At 33.7% G+C, this 17264-nt stretch carries 14 protein-coding genes; 12 read left to right on the top strand and 2 right to left on the bottom strand.

The annotated features are described in order from the left end of the window. Positions 1–325 precede the first annotated feature (325 nt). The 5 genes from CYAN10605_RS01865 to CYAN10605_RS01845 all read left to right on the top strand — a co-directional run bounded on the left by CYAN10605_RS01865 (position 326) and on the right by CYAN10605_RS01845 (position 7860). Positions 326–1894 (top strand): polysaccharide biosynthesis/export family protein, encoded by a 1569-nt coding sequence (locus CYAN10605_RS01865; RefSeq protein ID WP_015218240.1) that lies wholly within the window; start codon positions 326–328, stop codon positions 1892–1894. A gap of 476 nt (positions 1895–2370) precedes the next feature. Then, the gene (locus tag CYAN10605_RS01860) at positions 2371–4014 is read left to right on the top strand and encodes a serine/threonine-protein kinase (protein WP_015218239.1); all 1644 of its coding nucleotides are present in this window, start codon (positions 2371–2373) and stop codon (positions 4012–4014) included. Positions 4015–4107: 93 nt separating this feature from the next. Next, positions 4108–5040 carry a LysR family transcriptional regulator gene (locus CYAN10605_RS01855; protein WP_015218238.1) on the top strand — a complete coding sequence of 311 codons (933 nt, stop codon included), beginning with the start codon at positions 4108–4110 and terminating at the stop codon, positions 5038–5040. Positions 5041–5471: 431 nt separating this feature from the next. Further along, positions 5472–5663 carry a hypothetical protein gene (locus tag CYAN10605_RS01850; protein WP_015218237.1) on the top strand — a complete coding sequence of 64 codons (192 nt, stop codon included), beginning with the start codon at positions 5472–5474 and terminating at the stop codon, positions 5661–5663. Positions 5664–5985: 322 nt separating this feature from the next. Further along, the gene (locus CYAN10605_RS01845; RefSeq protein WP_015218236.1) at positions 5986–7860 is read left to right on the top strand and encodes a phosphodiester glycosidase family protein; all 1875 of its coding nucleotides are present in this window, start codon (positions 5986–5988) and stop codon (positions 7858–7860) included. A gap of 162 nt (positions 7861–8022) precedes the next feature. Here CYAN10605_RS01845 and CYAN10605_RS01840 read toward each other — a convergent pair whose 3' ends face one another. Next, positions 8023–8886 (bottom strand): fructosamine kinase family protein, encoded by an 864-nt coding sequence (locus CYAN10605_RS01840; protein WP_041922608.1) that lies wholly within the window; start codon positions 8884–8886, stop codon positions 8023–8025. Positions 8887–9021: 135 nt separating this feature from the next. Between CYAN10605_RS01840 and CYAN10605_RS01835 the strand changes: the two genes are divergently transcribed. From CYAN10605_RS01835 to CYAN10605_RS01810, 7 genes are all read left to right on the top strand, one after another. After that, positions 9022–9225: a hypothetical protein gene (locus CYAN10605_RS01835; RefSeq protein WP_015218234.1), complete on the top strand. Its 204-nt coding sequence runs from the start codon at positions 9022–9024 to the stop codon at positions 9223–9225. Continuing rightward, positions 9203–9382, top strand: a complete 180-nt coding sequence (locus tag CYAN10605_RS18495) for a hypothetical protein (RefSeq protein WP_150108921.1) — start codon at positions 9203–9205, stop codon at positions 9380–9382. The genes CYAN10605_RS01835 and CYAN10605_RS18495 overlap by 23 nt, the downstream gene beginning before the upstream one ends. Positions 9383–9413: 31 nt before the next feature. Then, positions 9414–9608, top strand: coding sequence for a hypothetical protein (locus CYAN10605_RS18310; protein WP_051018083.1), 195 nt, complete (start codon positions 9414–9416; stop codon positions 9606–9608). A gap of 260 nt (positions 9609–9868) precedes the next feature. Continuing rightward, positions 9869–12016, top strand: a complete 2148-nt coding sequence (locus tag CYAN10605_RS01825) for an IMS domain-containing protein (RefSeq protein ID WP_015218233.1) — start codon at positions 9869–9871, stop codon at positions 12014–12016. Positions 12017–12268: 252 nt separating this feature from the next. After that, positions 12269–13888 carry a tetratricopeptide repeat protein gene (locus tag CYAN10605_RS01820; RefSeq protein ID WP_015218232.1) on the top strand — a complete coding sequence of 540 codons (1620 nt, stop codon included), beginning with the start codon at positions 12269–12271 and terminating at the stop codon, positions 13886–13888. A 20-nt stretch (positions 13889–13908) separates the two neighbouring features. After that, entirely contained in the window at positions 13909–14610 is a 702-nt protein-coding gene (locus tag CYAN10605_RS01815; protein WP_015218231.1) for a hypothetical protein, read from the top strand. A gap of 80 nt (positions 14611–14690) precedes the next feature. After that, positions 14691–15710 carry a methyltransferase gene (locus tag CYAN10605_RS01810; protein ID WP_041922607.1) on the top strand — a complete coding sequence of 340 codons (1020 nt, stop codon included), beginning with the start codon at positions 14691–14693 and terminating at the stop codon, positions 15708–15710. Positions 15711–15933: 223 nt separating this feature from the next. On the opposite strand, the gene CYAN10605_RS01805 is transcribed toward CYAN10605_RS01810, so the two are convergent. Next, positions 15934–17178: an efflux RND transporter periplasmic adaptor subunit gene (locus tag CYAN10605_RS01805; RefSeq protein WP_015218229.1), complete on the bottom strand. Its 1245-nt coding sequence runs from the start codon at positions 17176–17178 to the stop codon at positions 15934–15936. Positions 17179–17264 lie beyond the last annotated feature (86 nt).

The raw sequence follows: 17264 nt of genomic DNA, 5'->3' as shown, positions 1-17264 counted from the left end.
TTTACCCCTTGCTTTTTTAACTTTGCTCATTACTCTTTTCCCACAGTAACAAGAAAAATTTATCCCAAACTCAGGTTATTTTATCTTAAATTCTTCCCCCTTAGTTCGCTTTGGCGCAAAAAAACTATTTATCTTTTCAAAATTACTAAAAATGACAAACTTTGGCAGAAAATGAGATACAATGCTAGAAAATATTTTTGTGATTATTTCTCAAAACATATCACTATCAATAGAATATGTATAAATTCTTAATGAAGTCAGATTTTTCAATCAAACTATAATTTAATAGCTTTCATAATTAAAATCTTTTTACTATTACTGTATTATGCAAAAGATCTACTATTCCACTACAGCATTAGTGCTTTTGATGTTTAATTTACTGAGTTGCAATGTGTTTGCTCAAGAATTAGCACAACGTCAGCCTTTAAAACCTTTAACGGGCAATAACAACCCCAACACAGTTAATAGTGACTATCCTATATCTGCTTCACAAGACAGTTTAGCTCAGAGATTTCCTTATACTTTAGATGCAGGCGATGTTGTTTCACTAAATATTTTCAATGTGCCTGAGTATAGCAGAGAATATCAAGTGTTAGTTGATGGTACTTTGAATTTACCTTTAATTAATCGTGTTACTGTAGCTGGTTTAACATTGGCAGAAGCTGAACTTCTTATTAGTCAAGAGTATGTCTCCCAAGGTTTATTGAGAGATCCTATTGTTAGTATTGATTTAACTATTCCTCGTCCTATTACTATTGCTATGGTAGGTGAAATCCGCACTCCAGGCTCTTATTCCATTCCCTTTGAAACGGGAGGAAGCGGTGGGGGAGGTAGCAGTCAAACTTCTGGTAAAAAGTTTCCCACTTTAATTAGTGCTTTACAATTGGGTAATGGTATTAATGCTTCGGCGGATATTCGTAATCTCAGGGTAGAGCGTAATTTTAAGGGCAGAGAGTATATTATTCCCGTTAATTTATGGGATTTCCTTCAAAATGGTGATTTACAGCAAAATATTGTCCTTAGAGATGGCGATCGCATCATTATACCTAGCGCCCAAAATATCGATCCAGCAGAAGTATTGAGAACAGCGACTGCCAATTTTAGTGCGAATCTTAGCCTACCAATTTCTATTAGTATTGTGGGAGAGGTTAACCGCCCAGGGCCATACACCTTAACTGGTGACGACGTAAAAGCTAATAACCTTACCGATGAGTTGTCATTTGACAGTAATCGAGTAATTAACAGCGAACAAAGTTTAGCAGGTATTCCTACCGCCACTAGGGCAATTAAAACCGCAGGGGGATTAACAGCTAAAGCCGACATTCGCAACATAGAAGTAAGAAGAACATTACCTTCTGGAGAAGACCAAACAATAAAAGTTAATCTCTGGGAAATCTTACAAACGGGTAAATTCACAGAAGATGCAATTTTACAAAATGGCGATCGAGTTTTTATTCCTACAGCGGAATCTATTGATGATAGTGAAGTGCGTCAAGTGGCAGTAGCTAGTTTTTCCCCTAATACCATTAATGTTAGCGTGATTGGCGAAGTTAAAGACCCCGGTTTAAAGCAACTACCGCCGAATGTTAGCTTACAACAAGCACTACTTCAGGCAGGAGGTTTTAATAATCGTCGTGCCAATGAAGCAACAGCAAAATTAATTAGACTCAATCCCAATGGCACAGTTACAGAAAGAATGGTCAAAATCGACTTTTCTGCTCCTTTGAATAAGGAAAATAATCCACCTTTGCTTAACAATGATATTGTTTTCATTGAACGTTCAGGATTTGCGGTGGTTTCTGATGCTACATCACAGGTGTTAGATCCCTTTGCTCAAATTATTGGTCTTATAGCTAATACAGCACTCATTTTCGAAAGATTTGATAATAACTGATGTTACGCAAAATATAATTGCTTGTTTGAAGATGTCTGTTATTCGGTTAGGAATTGGTGGTTTAATAAATAGACTTCTTGCAGAAGTCAGGGAACAGAGAATAGAGTAGAAGCAACAATGACAAAATTGGTTTTAAACTGCACTAATTTTATCTTAATTTTTATTTTGCAAGAGGTCTAATAGTTGATAATTAATAATTAAAACTCTGTACCGTTTGCAAAACTAGTGCTTGAACTTTCTTGCCAAACTATTCTCCCTTATTCTTTTTTCCCATCACCTCCAATCCCAAGCCCTCAAAACGCCAAAAACAAAGTAACACAGTGCATTCATCGAAAGGAGCTGTTCCTGAGTGGAGCTAAACATATTAAGGATCTGCTTTATAGCACGTATCTCCATAAACTCTTCATCGCTGAATCAAAGATTAGGGATAAAATAAAATTGCAGAGAATAGAAAGCATAAGACTATCGCAATTATTATGAGTTACTGGAAAGCGGGGAAAATTATTCAAAAGGGAAGATATGTTATAGAAAAAGTATTAGGGGCAGGGGGTGCAGGTATTACGTATAAAGCAAAAGATGTTGTTAATGAGAATATAGTTGCCATTAAAACCCTCAACGCCAATATTCAAGCTCTACCCAATTTTGCCAAGCATCAGGAAAGATTTATTCAAGAGGCTTTTCGTTTAGCAAAGTGTAGTCATGTTCATGTAATTCGGGTGGATGATGTCTGTCAGGAAGAAGATTTGTGGTGTATGGTAATGGAATACATTGATGGTGGTAATTTAGAAACCTTAGTGAAAAAACAGGGGGGATTTTCTGAGTTTGAGGCTATTCGCTACATTTACCAAGTAGGCAGTGCTTTAACTTATATTCACAAGCAAGGAATTTTACACCGTGATGTTAAACCAGCTAATATTATGCGTCGCATAGAAAATAACGAGGCGGTATTGATTGATTTTGGTTTAGCAAGAGATTTTATAGAAGATAAAACCCAGATTCATACTAATTCCCGTACAGAAGGTTTTGCACCCATTGAACAATATCAGAGAAATGCGAAAAGAGGAGCTTATACCGATGTTTATGCTCTTTCTGCAACTTTATACTACATCTTAACCCTACAAATACCTTTTCCTGCTCAATTTCGCCAACAAGGTATTAATTTAATTTCTCCTCAAACCCACAACTCCAAAATAAGCGATCGCACCAATTTAGCCATTTTAAAGGGCATGGAATTGTTACCAGAAAATCGTCCTGAGTCAGTAGCAGAGTGGTTAAATATGCTTACCGAAGATGTTGAAATTCACTTGACAAATAATACCCCGACCCCCAATTACCCTATCATTCCCACCACGCCCGAAACCTCACAACCATCGAAAAATAACAGAGCTAACACTCATCATCCTCTACCCATTATTCCCATCATTCCCGTACCCAAAAAGAAAAAAGTAAGGAGAATTAAAGCTAGACCTCATCAAACCAATCAACCTCCCCAAGAATATACTTATGATCCCCTTTCTCCCACTCGTTTTGAAAATAATCCCATTATTCCTGTAAAATCTAACTATGACAATCAAGAGTCCATCATTGATACCCATTTAGAAGAAATCGTTTCCCAAACCGAAATATCATCCTCTGAAACTGTAATTGAACCGCAAAAGAAACCCAAAATGTCTGCAGTGGGTATAGACTATCATCATTTAGAAGAATTACTGAGTCAAAAAAAATGGCAAGAAGCAGACTTAGAAACACAAAAATTAATGCTCAAAGCTGTTAATAAAGAAGATTTTGGTTGGATCGATCGCCATGCCATGCAGGAGTTTCCCTGTGAAGATTTACACTCGATTGATCGCTTATGGACTAAATACAGTCAAGGCAAATTTGGTTTTTCCGTACAAAAAAGAATTTATCTCAGTTTAGGTGGAAAAAGATCCCATGATAAAAAAGTTTGGGAGAGTATGGGCGATCGCGTTGGTTGGAGAAATAAAGGTTTATGGCTATTCACCGAAGATCTCAACTATGATTTAAACGCACCTCAAGGACATTTACCAAGTCTTGCAATGTCAGGATTGTTAGAAGGTATCTACACTCTGATTTCTCGAACAATGGACTGTAATTTATAATTTCGTATTGATTTTAACAGAATCAAAAGTACCCTCCTCTGTAACTTAATAGTTTGTGGAGTAAAAGCAGTGGGCAGGAAAAAAGTCTAATCTATGAGAATTGAACAAATAAGAGCTTTTGTAGCCGTTAGTGAAACAGGGAGTTTTGGACAAGCGGCAAAACTTTGTGGTGTCACTCAATCAACTATTAGCCGTCAAGTACAGGGTTTAGAAAGTCATCTAAATACAGCTTTATTCCATCGACAAGCACAAGCAAAATTAACCGTTTCAGGAGAAAAACTGCTACCCCATGCCAAACGCATTTGTCAAGAATGGGATAAAATCGAGTATAAAATTCAACAACTGTTACAGGGAGAACAACCAGAATTATGCGTTGCAGGAATTCACTCTGTTTGTGCTTATTTTCTCCCCCCTATCCTTCAATCATTTTGTCAAAGTCATCCCCAAGTACAACTTAGAGTTACAGCCCTAGGAAGCGATCGCGCTTTAAAAGTATTACGAGATGGATTAGTGGACGTTGCAGTAGTGATGAATAATAAATATCTCACTTCCACCTCAGAAATGGTTTGCAAACATTTATATTATGAACCGATACAAGTGTTAGTTTCTAGCACCCATCCCCTTGCCACAAAAGACAGCGTTACCATAGTTGATTTAGCCCCCTATAGCCAAGTAATATTTAAAGACGGTTATGGAATGCAAAGAATTGTTCAAGAAGTATTTGCCGGACATGGTTTTGATTTAGAAGTGGCAATGGAATTAAATACCCTTGATGCTTTTCGGGGAGTTATTCGTCAAGGTAATTTTATCGCCCTTTTACCAGAATCTGCCCTACAAGAATCAAAATCTGACCCCTCTTTGAGCATTATTCCCATTACCTTAAAATCCCATCAATCTCAAATCCAACAGTTAACCAGAGAAGTTGTTTTAATTACCACAAAAGATCGTTTACAAATTCCCACAGTTAAAGACTTTTTCAATTTAGTTTATGATTATGCTAAAGCCATGAAAAATCAAAATTCCTAGACACATATCACGTTAAATTTCCACATAACAGAGGAGTAAAACTAAAACTATCTGAGTTCAGAGAGTTCGCTGCACTATTACACTCCTTTCAGTCGTGAACGGGGTTCGGGGTTCGGAGTAAAAGTAACTAGATATGGACGAAAAAAGTAGATAAATTGATTATATATTGAGGTAATACCTATCTCAAGAAAGCTGAAACAGTAATTGAATTCAGTTAAAAATCAGCTAAAATCCATAGAGTAATATTTTCCATTAATTTTTATCACTTTTCCCGGTTCTCTTTCTCCCCTTTTAAGGGGAGACACAGAGGGGTTTCCCCTTTTGCCTACCTTAACTGAAAATTTTATATGGAACTCAGGTAAAACTAATGTATGAATAAAAACAGATATTATAATTATTGAAAATAATCGAATAAGTTAAACTAATATCAAATGATAGAAATATTGACTAATCCAGATCCTAATACTGTATTTTGGTTGATGCTGTTGCATTGTATTATTGGATTAAGTGCGGGAATCGTTGCAGATATTAAAGGTTACTCTTTTCCTTTATGGTTAGGTATAGGTACTGTTGCAGGTACTTTTGGTTTAATTGCCTCTTTGACTTTAAAAAATCAAAATTAACCATTTAAAGTAAGACCCATTTGACTTATTTTATTGATTAATCATCGGGTAAAAAATACTAATTTTTTTTTGTTGTCCAAATAATATTTAGCTTGGAAAAAATTTAGTGATAAGGATAAAAAGATGGAACTAAGGAGCTAAATTTGGGTCTAAAAATGAAGAGATTTATAAGTCATTCTACTCCATAAAAAATATCAATGATACAGTTTTCATAGTTAGGGCTTTAGCCCTTATATATCAATTCTTTAAAACCCCTAAAGGGGTAACTACAAACTTTTATTTATTTAGTTTGAGCCACCTAGTTAGACTCAGGAAGGTCATTATGAAATTAACTTTGATAAAATCTAAGTTTTTAATTCTTTTTATTGCGTCTCTTTTTTTTGTAAATTTAATTAGTGCATTTCCTCTTTTAGTTCAAGGAAAATTTTTCAAAGATGTTTTTGCTCAAGATGTTGTCCCTCAAGTTACACAAGATGAGGTTTTAAACGTAGTTAATAAAGGTAATGAGGTAATTATTAATGATAAAAATGTTAATTTACCTTGGATACAATGGCAACAAGGAGGGGAAATTCATACAGGTTTAGCAGATTTTGCCGCAGAAGCTAATTTAGGAATAGAGTTATTAAGTACAACGAATAAAGATAAACAACCTGTGCAATGGTTCGCTTATAGTAATATTTTACCAACTCAATTTCTCAATCCTTATCGTTATTTAGACATAACAGATTTAGTTAAAAATACTTCTTTAGAGATAGAGAATATTAATCCTTATTTAGCTTTAAAATTGCCCCCTAGTAGAGTTAATAAGATTTATGAGGTGTCAGAAACTCAGGGTAAAAAAATTATTATTGAACTGAATCAACCTAGTTTTTTTCAAGTAAGTCAAGGTAAAGATGTGGGGATAATTTCCCTTGATAGTCAAGCGGATAATTCTCTTTTTCCCAGTCTCCCGTCTAATAATAATAACCCCGTTATTCAAGAGGAAGAAGGGGACGAAATTCCTGAAAATATAAATATTAATAATAGTAAATTATTTACTATTTCTAGTAAAGATAATAAAACTTTAGTTAATATTAATTTACCTGCTTTTTCTAATTTAAAAGTAACTTCTGCTAATCCGAATATATTATTTGTTGATATTAATGCAACTGCTATTAATCCTAGGGATATATTATGGAATGATGATGTTATTTATAGTAGAAAGTATGTTGGTATAAATAATAACAAAGACCAGTTTTTAGTATCCTCTCTTACCTTAAATACAAAAAGCTATAATTTAGATTTACGTCCTATTTTGACGAATAATAATACTGTCATTGGTATAGCACCTTTAAAAACCACAGCTCAAAATTCAGGGGCAATGGCGGGAATCAATGGGGGATTTTTCAATCGTAATAATCAATTGCCATTGGGAGCGATTAAAGATAGAGAAAACTGGCTATCGAGTCCAATTTTAAATCGAGGGGTTATTGCTTGGAATGATTTAGGAGAGGTAAAAATTGATCGCATTAAATTAGAAGAAACTATTACAACGGGTAGAGGCGATCGCATCATCAATAATTATGTTAATAGTGGATATATACAAGCAGGATTAGCCCGTTATACGGAAAATTGGGGTTTCAATTATACTACTCTTAGTGATGGAGAAATCGTTGCAGTGGTGGAAAATGGCATTATCAGAGACAAAATTGTGGGAGTTAAAGCAGGAGAAGACAGTATTAATATTCCCCCTAAAGGTTATCTGTTAGTGTTTCGTAAATTTAGGACAGGAGCAGACAAATTTAGTCTTAATGACTCTGTTACCGTCAATACATATACTAATCCTACGGATTTCGCTAGTTATCCTTATATTATGGGGGCGGGTCCTCTATTGCTTCTTAATGGTCAAATTGTTTTAAATGGGGAAGCGGAAAATTTCAGTAAAGCCTTTAATACCCAAAAAGCCTCCAGAAGTGCGATCGCAGTTAACAATCAAGGTAAAATTCTCTTAGTTGCCGTACATAGTAGAATCGGTGGAGCAGGTCCAACCCTTGCCGAAATGGCTCAAATTCTCCAAAGAATGGGGGCTATTTCCGCCCTTAATTTAGATGGAGGAAGTTCTACTCAAATTTACCTCGGCGGGGCAATTATAGACCGCTCTCCCGCCACTGTTGCCAGAGTTCATAACGGAATAGGAGTATTCCTAAGACAAAGATAATACTGGATCTGGGTTCAAAGTTAGGGGTGATAAAAGAGGTTTCAGGTTTCAGGTTTCAGGTTTCAGGGTATTGGGGTGTTGGGAGAAGTTAAAAGACTTTTGCCTTTTGCCTTTTACCTTGTCTTAATTACTAATTGCCGTTGTCCTTTTGAAATATATTCGCTACTTAATGATTCTGTTAATCATCGATTTTGCTTGAGATAAATAACCACCTCCAAAGAGGTTAAAGTGATTAAGAATATGATAGAGGTTGTAGATAGTTTTTCTTTGTTGGTAGCCACTATCTAGGGGGTATTCTTGGTTATAGCCTTGATAGAAGTCAGAGGGAAAACCGCCGAACAATTCCGTCATAGCTATATCAGCTTCTCGATCGCCATAATAAAAAGCAGGATCAAAAATAGTAGGTGTGCCATCAGCAGTAAAAGCGGCATTGCCAGACCATAAATCACCGTGAAGTAAAGAAGGATGCGGGTTTCTATGGCTAAGAATATCTTTAATTTGAGCCACTATTTCCCCAATATTTGAAAAATTTGCCCCTTTACGATTAGCTAGTTTCAGTTGATAGCCAATTCTCGTTTCTGCAAAAAATTCTGACCAATTATCCCCCCAATCATTAATCTGAGGAGTTGAACCAATCGTATTATTTATTTTCCAACCGAAACGGGTTTCTTTTTGATAGCGATGGAGTTGTGCTAGTTTTTTCCCCATTAGTTGCCATGATTGACTGCTACCTCTACCTAATTCAAAATACTCCAAAACAATATAGCTATTATTTCCCGCAATACCGTAACAAATTGGTTTCGGCACTAAAATGGTATGGGTTGAGTACATTTCTTCTAATCCCAACGCCTCCGCCATAAACATATCTAAACTAGAGGCACTATTTAATTTAATAAAATAACTTTCTTGAGTGCCAATTAATTGATAGGCTTGATTAATACAACCCCCTCCAATAGAGCGGCGATCGCACATTTCAAATTTTTGCTCAATATTTTGATTAATTTTTGAGATAATTTCTGACCACATTTCTGATGTCATAATTTGGTAAGCTAGTTCAATGAAAATTAACTAATTCTACATTAAAATTATTTAAAATAAAACTATTACAAAAAGAATTAATATGTTAAAATAAATAAAAATAATTAACAATAGCTAATAATAATGACAAAAAAAAGAATAGATAAATCAGTAATAAACATCACCAGTTTAACAGATGAAACAGACGAAAAAACTTATTGGTTAAAGAAGAAACCAGAAGATAGGTTAAAAGCGTTAGAAATGATGAGAGTAATTAATTATGGCGAAGATGCAACTACCGCTAGACTTCAGAGATTTTTTGAAATTGCTGAATTTAAAACAAGTTGAATATCTGTTGGTAGGAGGTTATGCGGTTAGCTATTATGGTTATCCTCTTTCAATAGGAGATATGGATATTTGGATCGCAATTAATCCAGATAATGCCGAAAAAGTAGTGGAAGTATTAAAAGAATTTGGATTTGATTTACCTGAATTTATCACCTAAATTATTTTTGCAGGAAAATAAAATTATTAGAATGGGAAATCCACCACTGAGATTAGAAATATTAACCACCATTTCAGGAGTTAAGTTTTCAGATTGTTTTGCTGAAAGATTAATAACAAAAATTGACGATATTGATGTCAATTTAATTAGCTTAAAACATTTAAAATTGAATAAACAGGCTAGTGGAAGATTTAAAGATTTAAACGATTTAGAAAATTTACCTTAGTTTTTTACTGTAGTATTATTACTTAGCAACTATCAAGTAACTTAGTGCAAGACAATGGCGATAGTATTTTTAGTATTTAGTAATTAATAATCAATTGAAGCCTGAAACCCACCCTTATCCGATATTCTTAAACCAAAATTGAGGTTTTGTTAACAAGTTTTCTTAATCGTAATGTAAATCAATTTCTAATTCAAATAGTCAATGCTAAAATCTCAAGTTAGTAAATTAATGTCCTTCTGCAATCTTAATTATAGTTAGTCGTGCAAATATCCTTAGATTACTTTCGTATTCTCGGAGTCCCCCTTCAGGCGGATTCAGATTTAATTAATCAAGCCTATGAAGATCGTTTGCTTCAGTTACCCCATGAGGGTTATAGTGAATATGGCATCACCTCTCGTCAGAACTTACTTAAAGTTGCTTATGATGTCCTAAAAGATGAAGAATCTCGCCTAGAATATGAGTCTTCTCTATTTACGAAAGAATCCCAAGAGGATATTTTTCTTGAAACATCGGAAGAAGTGACGGTAGAAATTACCAATGATTTGTTAGTAGGGGCGTTAATTATTCTTTATGATTTAGGAGATTTTGAATTAGTTTTAAGATTAGCAACACCCTACCTTGAAGATAAAAATAACCTAGAAGATTTAACAGATAATAAGGAAGAAATTGATTTTATTTGGCAAGATTTAATTTTAACGGCGGTTTTAGCCTATTTAGAATTAGCAAGGGAGAAGTGGCAAGATAAAGAATATGAATTAGCGGCTAATTATTTGCAAAAGTCTTATAATCTTTTGAATCAAGAAGATTTATTTCAACCTTTAAAAAAAGAAATTAAGCAAGATTTAGGAAAGTTAAAACCTTATGAAATTTTAGAATTATTAACTAGAGAAAATGAAATAAAAGAAGATCGAGAAAAAGCTCTTAATTTGCTTCAAGAAATTTTAAATATTAGGGGAGGCATTGAGAGTCAAAAAATTGATGATTCTGGATTAAATGTTGATAGTTTTTTACGTTTTATACAACAAATCAGAGTTTATTTAACAGCAGAAGAGCAACAAATTTTATTTGAAAATGAGGCAAAAAGACCCTCTCCTGCGGCGGCTTATTTAACTGCTTATGCTTGTTTGGCGAGAGGATTTACTGAAAGAAAACCAGATTTAATTATTAAGGCAAAAAATAATTTAATTTCTTTAACTATTCATCAAGATGTTTATTTAGAACAGTCTATTTGTGCTTTATTATTAGGACAGACTACCGAGGCAGAGTTTTCCCTAAGTCAGAGTAAGGAAAAAGATGCGATCGCACGTATTCAAGAAATATCGGCTAATTCTCCCGATTTATTACCCGGATTGTGTGTTTATACGGAAAAATGGTTACAAACAGAAGTTTTTCCCCAATTTAAAGGTTTAAGAAATGTGGATTCTTCCTTACAAGCCTACTTTGCGGATGAGAAAGTGCAAAATTATTTAGAAAGTATCTCTCCTCCTTTAATCAGTGAAACAGAAGTCTTAAACGAATCTTCTCCTTCTGTAGAAGTTAACAATATTTCACAAATTAACTATTCTGCATCAAACTTACCTATCAGTGAGGAAGAAAAAATTATTGATGATAACAGACAAGAAAACCAATCTCATATTATCAATACTCAAGTAGTAGAAGCAGAAGAAGAAAAGCAAACCACATCTTTGTTGGTAGAGGATGAATTATCCCCATCAGAAGATTTAATTGGTTTTGGCGATTTTCTGGATGCGGAAATAGAAACAGATTCGGAGGAAGATACGCCATCTGTTGCTAAGTCAACCCCCCGAAATTTATCTCCTTGGTATAAAAGTCCTGTTTTTGTTCCTTTAATTGGCTTAATTATTTCAACTGCGCTCGGCGTAGCCGCACTTTCAGTGACCGCATTTTTAGCGGTTAAAATCTTATTTAAACCAAAACCCGAACCCTTGAATATACCTTTGTCAGAACCTTTAATTCAATTACCATCCCCAGAAAAAGAGCTAATCAAAGAGAATCTGCAAAATCAATTAACTCCAGAAAAAGCCTCAGAAATTATTGCAGGATGGCTAAATGCAAAACAAGAAGCCACGGGGCCTAATTATAATTTTATCCCACTCAATCAGGTGCTTTCTCAACCCCTTGCTTCCGTATGGATTGCTAATGGTAATGCTTTAAGAAGAATTAATGCTTATAGACGTTATGAACATGATATTAAGATACAGTCAGCAGAAGTTAACCCTCAGAATACAACAGAAGCAATTATTAAAGCCGAAGTGTGGGAAAAGTCTCAATATTATCAAAACGGTGCATTAAAACCCAGATTTTCTTATGAAGAACGATTATTAGTAGAGTATTCTTTAGTAAAAGAGGGCGATAAATGGTTGATTCAAGAAATTAAAGTTTTATAATTCAGGTGTTGGCTATCATATAAAAAGGTTAAAAGGGCAAAGAGTAAAGGCAAGGGGCAAAGGAAGAATGAAGAATTAAAAATGAAGAATGAAGAATTAAAAACTCCTAACTCTCATCTTCATTACTCATTACTTGTTTCTCCCCAATACCCCAACACCCCAAACCCTCAAAACTCCGAATTCGTTTCCTCCTCATCCTCCATCTAATCGTATTACTTATTAACTAGGAAAAATGATGTTTAGATAAAAACTATGGATTGGGTTGCTCTACTCAAAAATCAACAAGAAGACTTCATTTATCGCCTTAAATCAGAACATTTTTTGTCTCATCGTTTTAAGGGTGTATTTGGAGAGTCTTTTGTTGTTAATAAAAATAAAGCTATTCCTCTGATTCAATCTTCCGAAAAATTAGCAGAAAAATTACAAGAAACCCTAGATAATCATGATAATCAATTAACAGAAAATATCTTTAAAAATAAACTGATAAAATACTGTGTTAATTTAAGTTTTGGCGATTTGCTAGTGGAAGTAAATCCTGAGCAACATTTTCTTGATGATTTTTTGATTCTTGCATTGAAGGATAATCATAACTTTCGCATTATCGTCAAATTAGTCATAGCTGATTCTGCAAATATTGCTGATTTTGCTGATGTAAAATGGTTTTTTACCCCAGAAGAAGTAAAAAGTAATCAAATTGTATTATGTGCTTTTTCTGGGGAAGATTTAACACTAAATAAAAGTCAATATAAAATTATTTTTGCCGGATTTTTACCTACCTACACTTTAAATATTTCCAAAAGACAAAATAGATTCACTTTTTCTTTTTCTCATCTCTTATATATGGGGGGGTTAAAATTTTATTTAACATCTTATTTAGATCAAAAATATGACTATTTAAAACAAGCTAGTTTACATAACAATCATGGTGATTATTTAAGTGCTATTTACTGCTATGATCAAGTTTTAAAAAATAATTCTATCGATTATAAAGTTTATTTATTAAGAGCGATCGCAAAATGGAAAATAGGGAGTCAACAAGGAGCATTAGCAGATCTTAATCAAGCTATCATTATATATCCTAAGTATGACTTAGCTTACCATTGGCGAGGTTATATAAAATATAAAATACAAAGTTATCAAGAAGCAATATTTGACTATACAGAGGAAATAAAAATTAATCCCCTCTCAATTTATGCTTACTATAGAAGAGCGTTATGTTATGAAAAAACAAATAGTTTATTAAAGGCTTTTGAAGACTATTCCCAAGTGCTTATTTTAAATAATAATCTTTACCAAGGCTTTTATAATAGGGGAAATATTCGCTACGAATTAGGCGATAAAGAGGGTGCATTAGAAGACTATCGAAAAGCCTTACAGTTAAATCCTTCCCTAGCTAAAGCCTATTATAATTTAGCTATTATATACAATGATTTAGGAGAAATAAACCAAGCAATTTATAACTATAAATCAGCCATTAATTTAGTACCAAATTATGTAAAAGCCTATTATAATTTAGCTATTATTTATGTAGATTTAGGGAAATATAGACAGGCGATTATTCACTATGATAAAGCCTGTGAATTAGATAACGAATTTATACAAGCTAAATATAATAAACAATTTTTACTAGAATATTTAAGACAAGAAAAACAAAATAAATATAACCCAGAATATAATCAAAATAGCGAAGGTAAAAGTAAGTTTAAGAAACCCGAACAATTCACTCCAGAAATAACATCAGATTTGTTACCAGAAAAGGAACATCATCAAGATGAGAAAAAAATAGTAGTTAATAATGATATTATTAAAGTACAAAAAGAAAACAATTTTGATAAAATATCCATAGATCCTTGGAATACGAAACCAAGATAATATAGTGATTAAAAAAATTTATGATGGACAAAAAATATGATCCTTTACAACCTCGCTTAAATCCTGAAATTGAAGAAATTTTATGGTTAATTAAAAAAAACTGTGATGAGTTAATTAAGGAAAAAAATTTTTTAAGCAGACGAGGACAGGCTAGAATTTTAATTGCTCATTTGGAAGAATTGGTAGAACAACCAGAATATTTTATTGATGTTGAAGAAGGATTGATAGATGATTCTCGCTATTGGATGAAAGAAGGCAATTTTACTAATAACTCTCCTTTATTTTTAAAAGAAAAACCTTTTGATTTTGCTGAAACGACAGAAAATTTATATTTTTTTTATAGTAATAATAAATTCTCTTTATTGTATAAAAATGTACCTTTTGACCCTTATTATTGTCCTTGTTTAGACTATGGTTTTATTGTTTATACCTTAGAAAAACTTTATACAACTCAACAAGAAACACAAGTTCATATCAATGATAATGAAGTAATAACAAACTGTTTGGATGAAATCAAATCTAGTTATTCTCAACAATACTTACAAACGGATAATCGTTATTTTATTTTAATTGATCCTTTAGGGGTAAATTATGGTTTATCTTTAACAGTAACTACAACTAATAATTATGAAGAAGCTATATTTATTGCCAATAGCTTAACAGATTATTTGCCTATTCGTTTTTTAGTTGCTAAACAAATTTATGTTTTTGATACCCATTAAAAAAGGATTTAAATTTTTAATTTGATCAGTAAATTGTGATTTACAATCAAGATAAACCTAGAAAAAATATCGTTAAATTGATGAATAATCATCTCTTACCGCCTCATATTCAATTAACTCAGATGATTTCTGGTTATTGGTTATCTCAATCTATTTATGTCATTAGCAAATTAGGTATTCCTGATTTATTGCAAAATAGCCCTCAGACTTGCGAAAAAATGGCTAGTTTAAAGAATATTAACTCTTCCGCACTGTATCGTGTGATGAGAGCCTTAGCTAGTGTGGGAATTTTTTCTGAAGTTGAATCTCAACGTTTTAGTCTAACTCCTTTGGGGGAATATTTATGTGAAAATCATCCCCAATCGGTAAAAGCAACAGCGATTATGTTAGGAGAAGCCCCTCATTATCAGGCATGGGGTAATTTATTTCACAGCGTGAAAACAGGAAAACCAGCCTTTGATGATGTATTTGGCATGGGAGTTTTTGAATATTTTAAGTCTCATCCAGAAGATGCAGAAATTTTTGAAAATTCTATGAGTAGTTTTTCTTTCAGTGAGGAAAGGGCGATTTTAGAGGCTTATGATTTCTCTGATTTTACTACCATTGTTGATGTGGGAGGTGGTTATGGGGAAATGTTAGGCTCAATTCTGGAAAAATATCCTCAATGTCAAGGTATTCTTTTTGATGAGGAATATGTTATTAGCCATTGTCAGGAAACCTTGAAAAAACATAACATTAATAACCGTTGTCAGGCAATTAGTGGCAGTTTCTTCGAGAAAATACCTTCTGGAGGTGACGCTTATTTACTTAAGCATATTATTCATGATTGGGGTGACGAAAGTGCGATCGCAATTTTGCAAAATTGTCGTGAAGTGCTACCAGAACATGGTAAAATTCTTGTGATGGAAATGATTGTACCTCAAGGAGATACACCCTCATCAGCAAAGATGTTGGATTTGAATATGTTGGTAATGTGTCCGGGGGGGAAAGAAAGAAGTAAAATCGAATTTGAAGAACTTTTTTCTCTAGCTGGTTTAACTCTCCATCGGATAGTTACTACATCCGAGGAAGTCTGCATTTTAGAAGCAACAAAAAAATAAAAGATTGGAATTTGGAGTTCAAAATTTTGGGGTATTGGGGAGAAACGAGTTCGGAGTTATGAAAGAGGTGTCAGGTTTCAGGTTTTAGGTTTTAGAAGAAAGTAATGAGTGTTCAGAGTTTTTAATTCTTAATTTTTAATTATCAACTATTCACTATTCACTAATTGCCCTTTTCGCCATCACTCATAGATGAAAATTTATCCCGACTCGGGTAACTTATTGCTTATTTGCTAATAGCACTGAGTTTTACTTTCTGGTTATCTTTTAAAGAGTTACTACTACGGGAAACTATTTTATCTGCTTCATTTAAACCCGTTAAAACTTCTACCTTACCGTTTCTTCTTTTTCCTAGTGTTACTTCTTTGGCAATAACTTTTGTTTCTGAAGATTGATTATTAACCACAAATACTATATTATCTCGCTCTCCCACCTGTAAAGCTGATTCAGGAATCGTAAGAGAAGGATTATCGGCGGTAAATTTAACCCTTGCAAGTAAGCCTTGTTTGATTTTCCCTTCGGGATTGCTTAAAAGAATTTCTAGGGGAATTTGTCTGGAGTCACCTTGGGCGGCAGGGGATATTTGATTAATAATACCTGTAAATGTTTGATTAGGAAACGCATCTAGTTTGACGTTAACGGTTTTACCTAATGCCACTTTCGCTAAATCCAATTCCGATACCGCTACATTGACAATGGCTTGGCTAAAATCGCCGATACTAATAATTTCCCCCCCTGTTTGAATTAAGTTACCTTCTTCCGTTAATCTTTCTAAAACATAACCATCAGAGGGAGATTTTATTTTTGTAAATGCTAATCTCTTTTTTTCCTCAGCAATAACCGCTTTTTGACTGGTAATTCTTCCCTTAGCGGTTTCTACTGCCGCTTCTCTCACCTTTACTTGAGATTGTGCTGATTTTAAAGTCTGTTCTGCGGTTTTCGCTTCTGTTTGAGCTAATTCTACTTCTCTTTTTGCGATCGCACCTTCTTCGTATAACTGTTGTAATCTATTGGCATCAACTTGAGCTTGTTGAAAACGCACCCTCGCAGATTCCACCTCCGCTTGAGCAGAAATAACATCAGATTGAGCTTCGGTAACGGCAGAGTTAAGGGAAATTAATTCCGCTTGCGCCCTTGCTAAAGAGGCATTGAGTAAAGTATCATCCAAGGATGCGATAGTTTGACCTTTCAAGATGCGATCGCCTACATCTACTGTTAACTCCAATAATTGCCCCTCCGCTTGAGAACGTATGATAACCTCTTTTAAGGGTTCAGTTGTACCGATATATTCCCTTGTAGGAGTCAAAAATTCCCTAGAAACTGCCTGAATATCCACAGAAGGAATACGAGCAGATGGAGGTAAAGATTCCTCTTCTTGGGCAGTAGTTTCAGGCGGATTTCCACAACTAGCCAGAGGAAGAAGAAATAATAATAAACAAGAAAACTTAATAAAATTAGAATAAATATTCATAATAATTAATTGGGTAAGGTTTGATTAAAGTACAGAAAAAATTGTTTTTATTGTATCATTTTCATATTTGGAGTTAGAAAAAATAG

Source organism: Cyanobacterium aponinum PCC 10605, assembly GCF_000317675.1.
Classification (GTDB): Bacteria; Cyanobacteriota; Cyanobacteriia; order Cyanobacteriales; family Cyanobacteriaceae; genus PCC-10605.
Note: the sequence above shows the minus strand (reverse complement) of the source record. Positions and strands in the feature narration are given on the sequence as shown.

Excerpts from the sequence above, each read along its gene's own strand:
- CYAN10605_RS01815 (WP_015218231.1), top strand. The coding sequence starts at position 13,909 with ATGATGGACAAAAAATATGATCCTTTACAACCTCGCTTAAATCCTGAA.
- CYAN10605_RS01840 (WP_041922608.1), bottom strand. The coding sequence starts at position 8,886 with ATGTGGTCAGAAATTATCTCAAAAATTAATCAAAATATTGAGCAAAAA.
- CYAN10605_RS01860 (WP_015218239.1), top strand. The coding sequence starts at position 2,371 with ATGAGTTACTGGAAAGCGGGGAAAATTATTCAAAAGGGAAGATATGTT.
- CYAN10605_RS01855 (WP_015218238.1), top strand. The coding sequence starts at position 4,108 with ATGAGAATTGAACAAATAAGAGCTTTTGTAGCCGTTAGTGAAACAGGG.
- CYAN10605_RS01805 (WP_015218229.1), bottom strand. The coding sequence starts at position 17,178 with ATGAATATTTATTCTAATTTTATTAAGTTTTCTTGTTTATTATTATTT.
- CYAN10605_RS01865 (WP_015218240.1), top strand. The coding sequence starts at position 326 with ATGCAAAAGATCTACTATTCCACTACAGCATTAGTGCTTTTGATGTTT.
- CYAN10605_RS01835 (WP_015218234.1), top strand. The coding sequence starts at position 9,022 with ATGACAAAAAAAAGAATAGATAAATCAGTAATAAACATCACCAGTTTA.
- CYAN10605_RS01845 (WP_015218236.1), top strand. The coding sequence starts at position 5,986 with ATGAAATTAACTTTGATAAAATCTAAGTTTTTAATTCTTTTTATTGCG.
- CYAN10605_RS01820 (WP_015218232.1), top strand. The coding sequence starts at position 12,269 with ATGGATTGGGTTGCTCTACTCAAAAATCAACAAGAAGACTTCATTTAT.
- CYAN10605_RS01850 (WP_015218237.1), top strand. The coding sequence starts at position 5,472 with ATGATAGAAATATTGACTAATCCAGATCCTAATACTGTATTTTGGTTG.
- CYAN10605_RS01810 (WP_041922607.1), top strand. The coding sequence starts at position 14,691 with ATGAATAATCATCTCTTACCGCCTCATATTCAATTAACTCAGATGATT.
- CYAN10605_RS18310 (WP_051018083.1), top strand. The coding sequence starts at position 9,414 with ATGGGAAATCCACCACTGAGATTAGAAATATTAACCACCATTTCAGGA.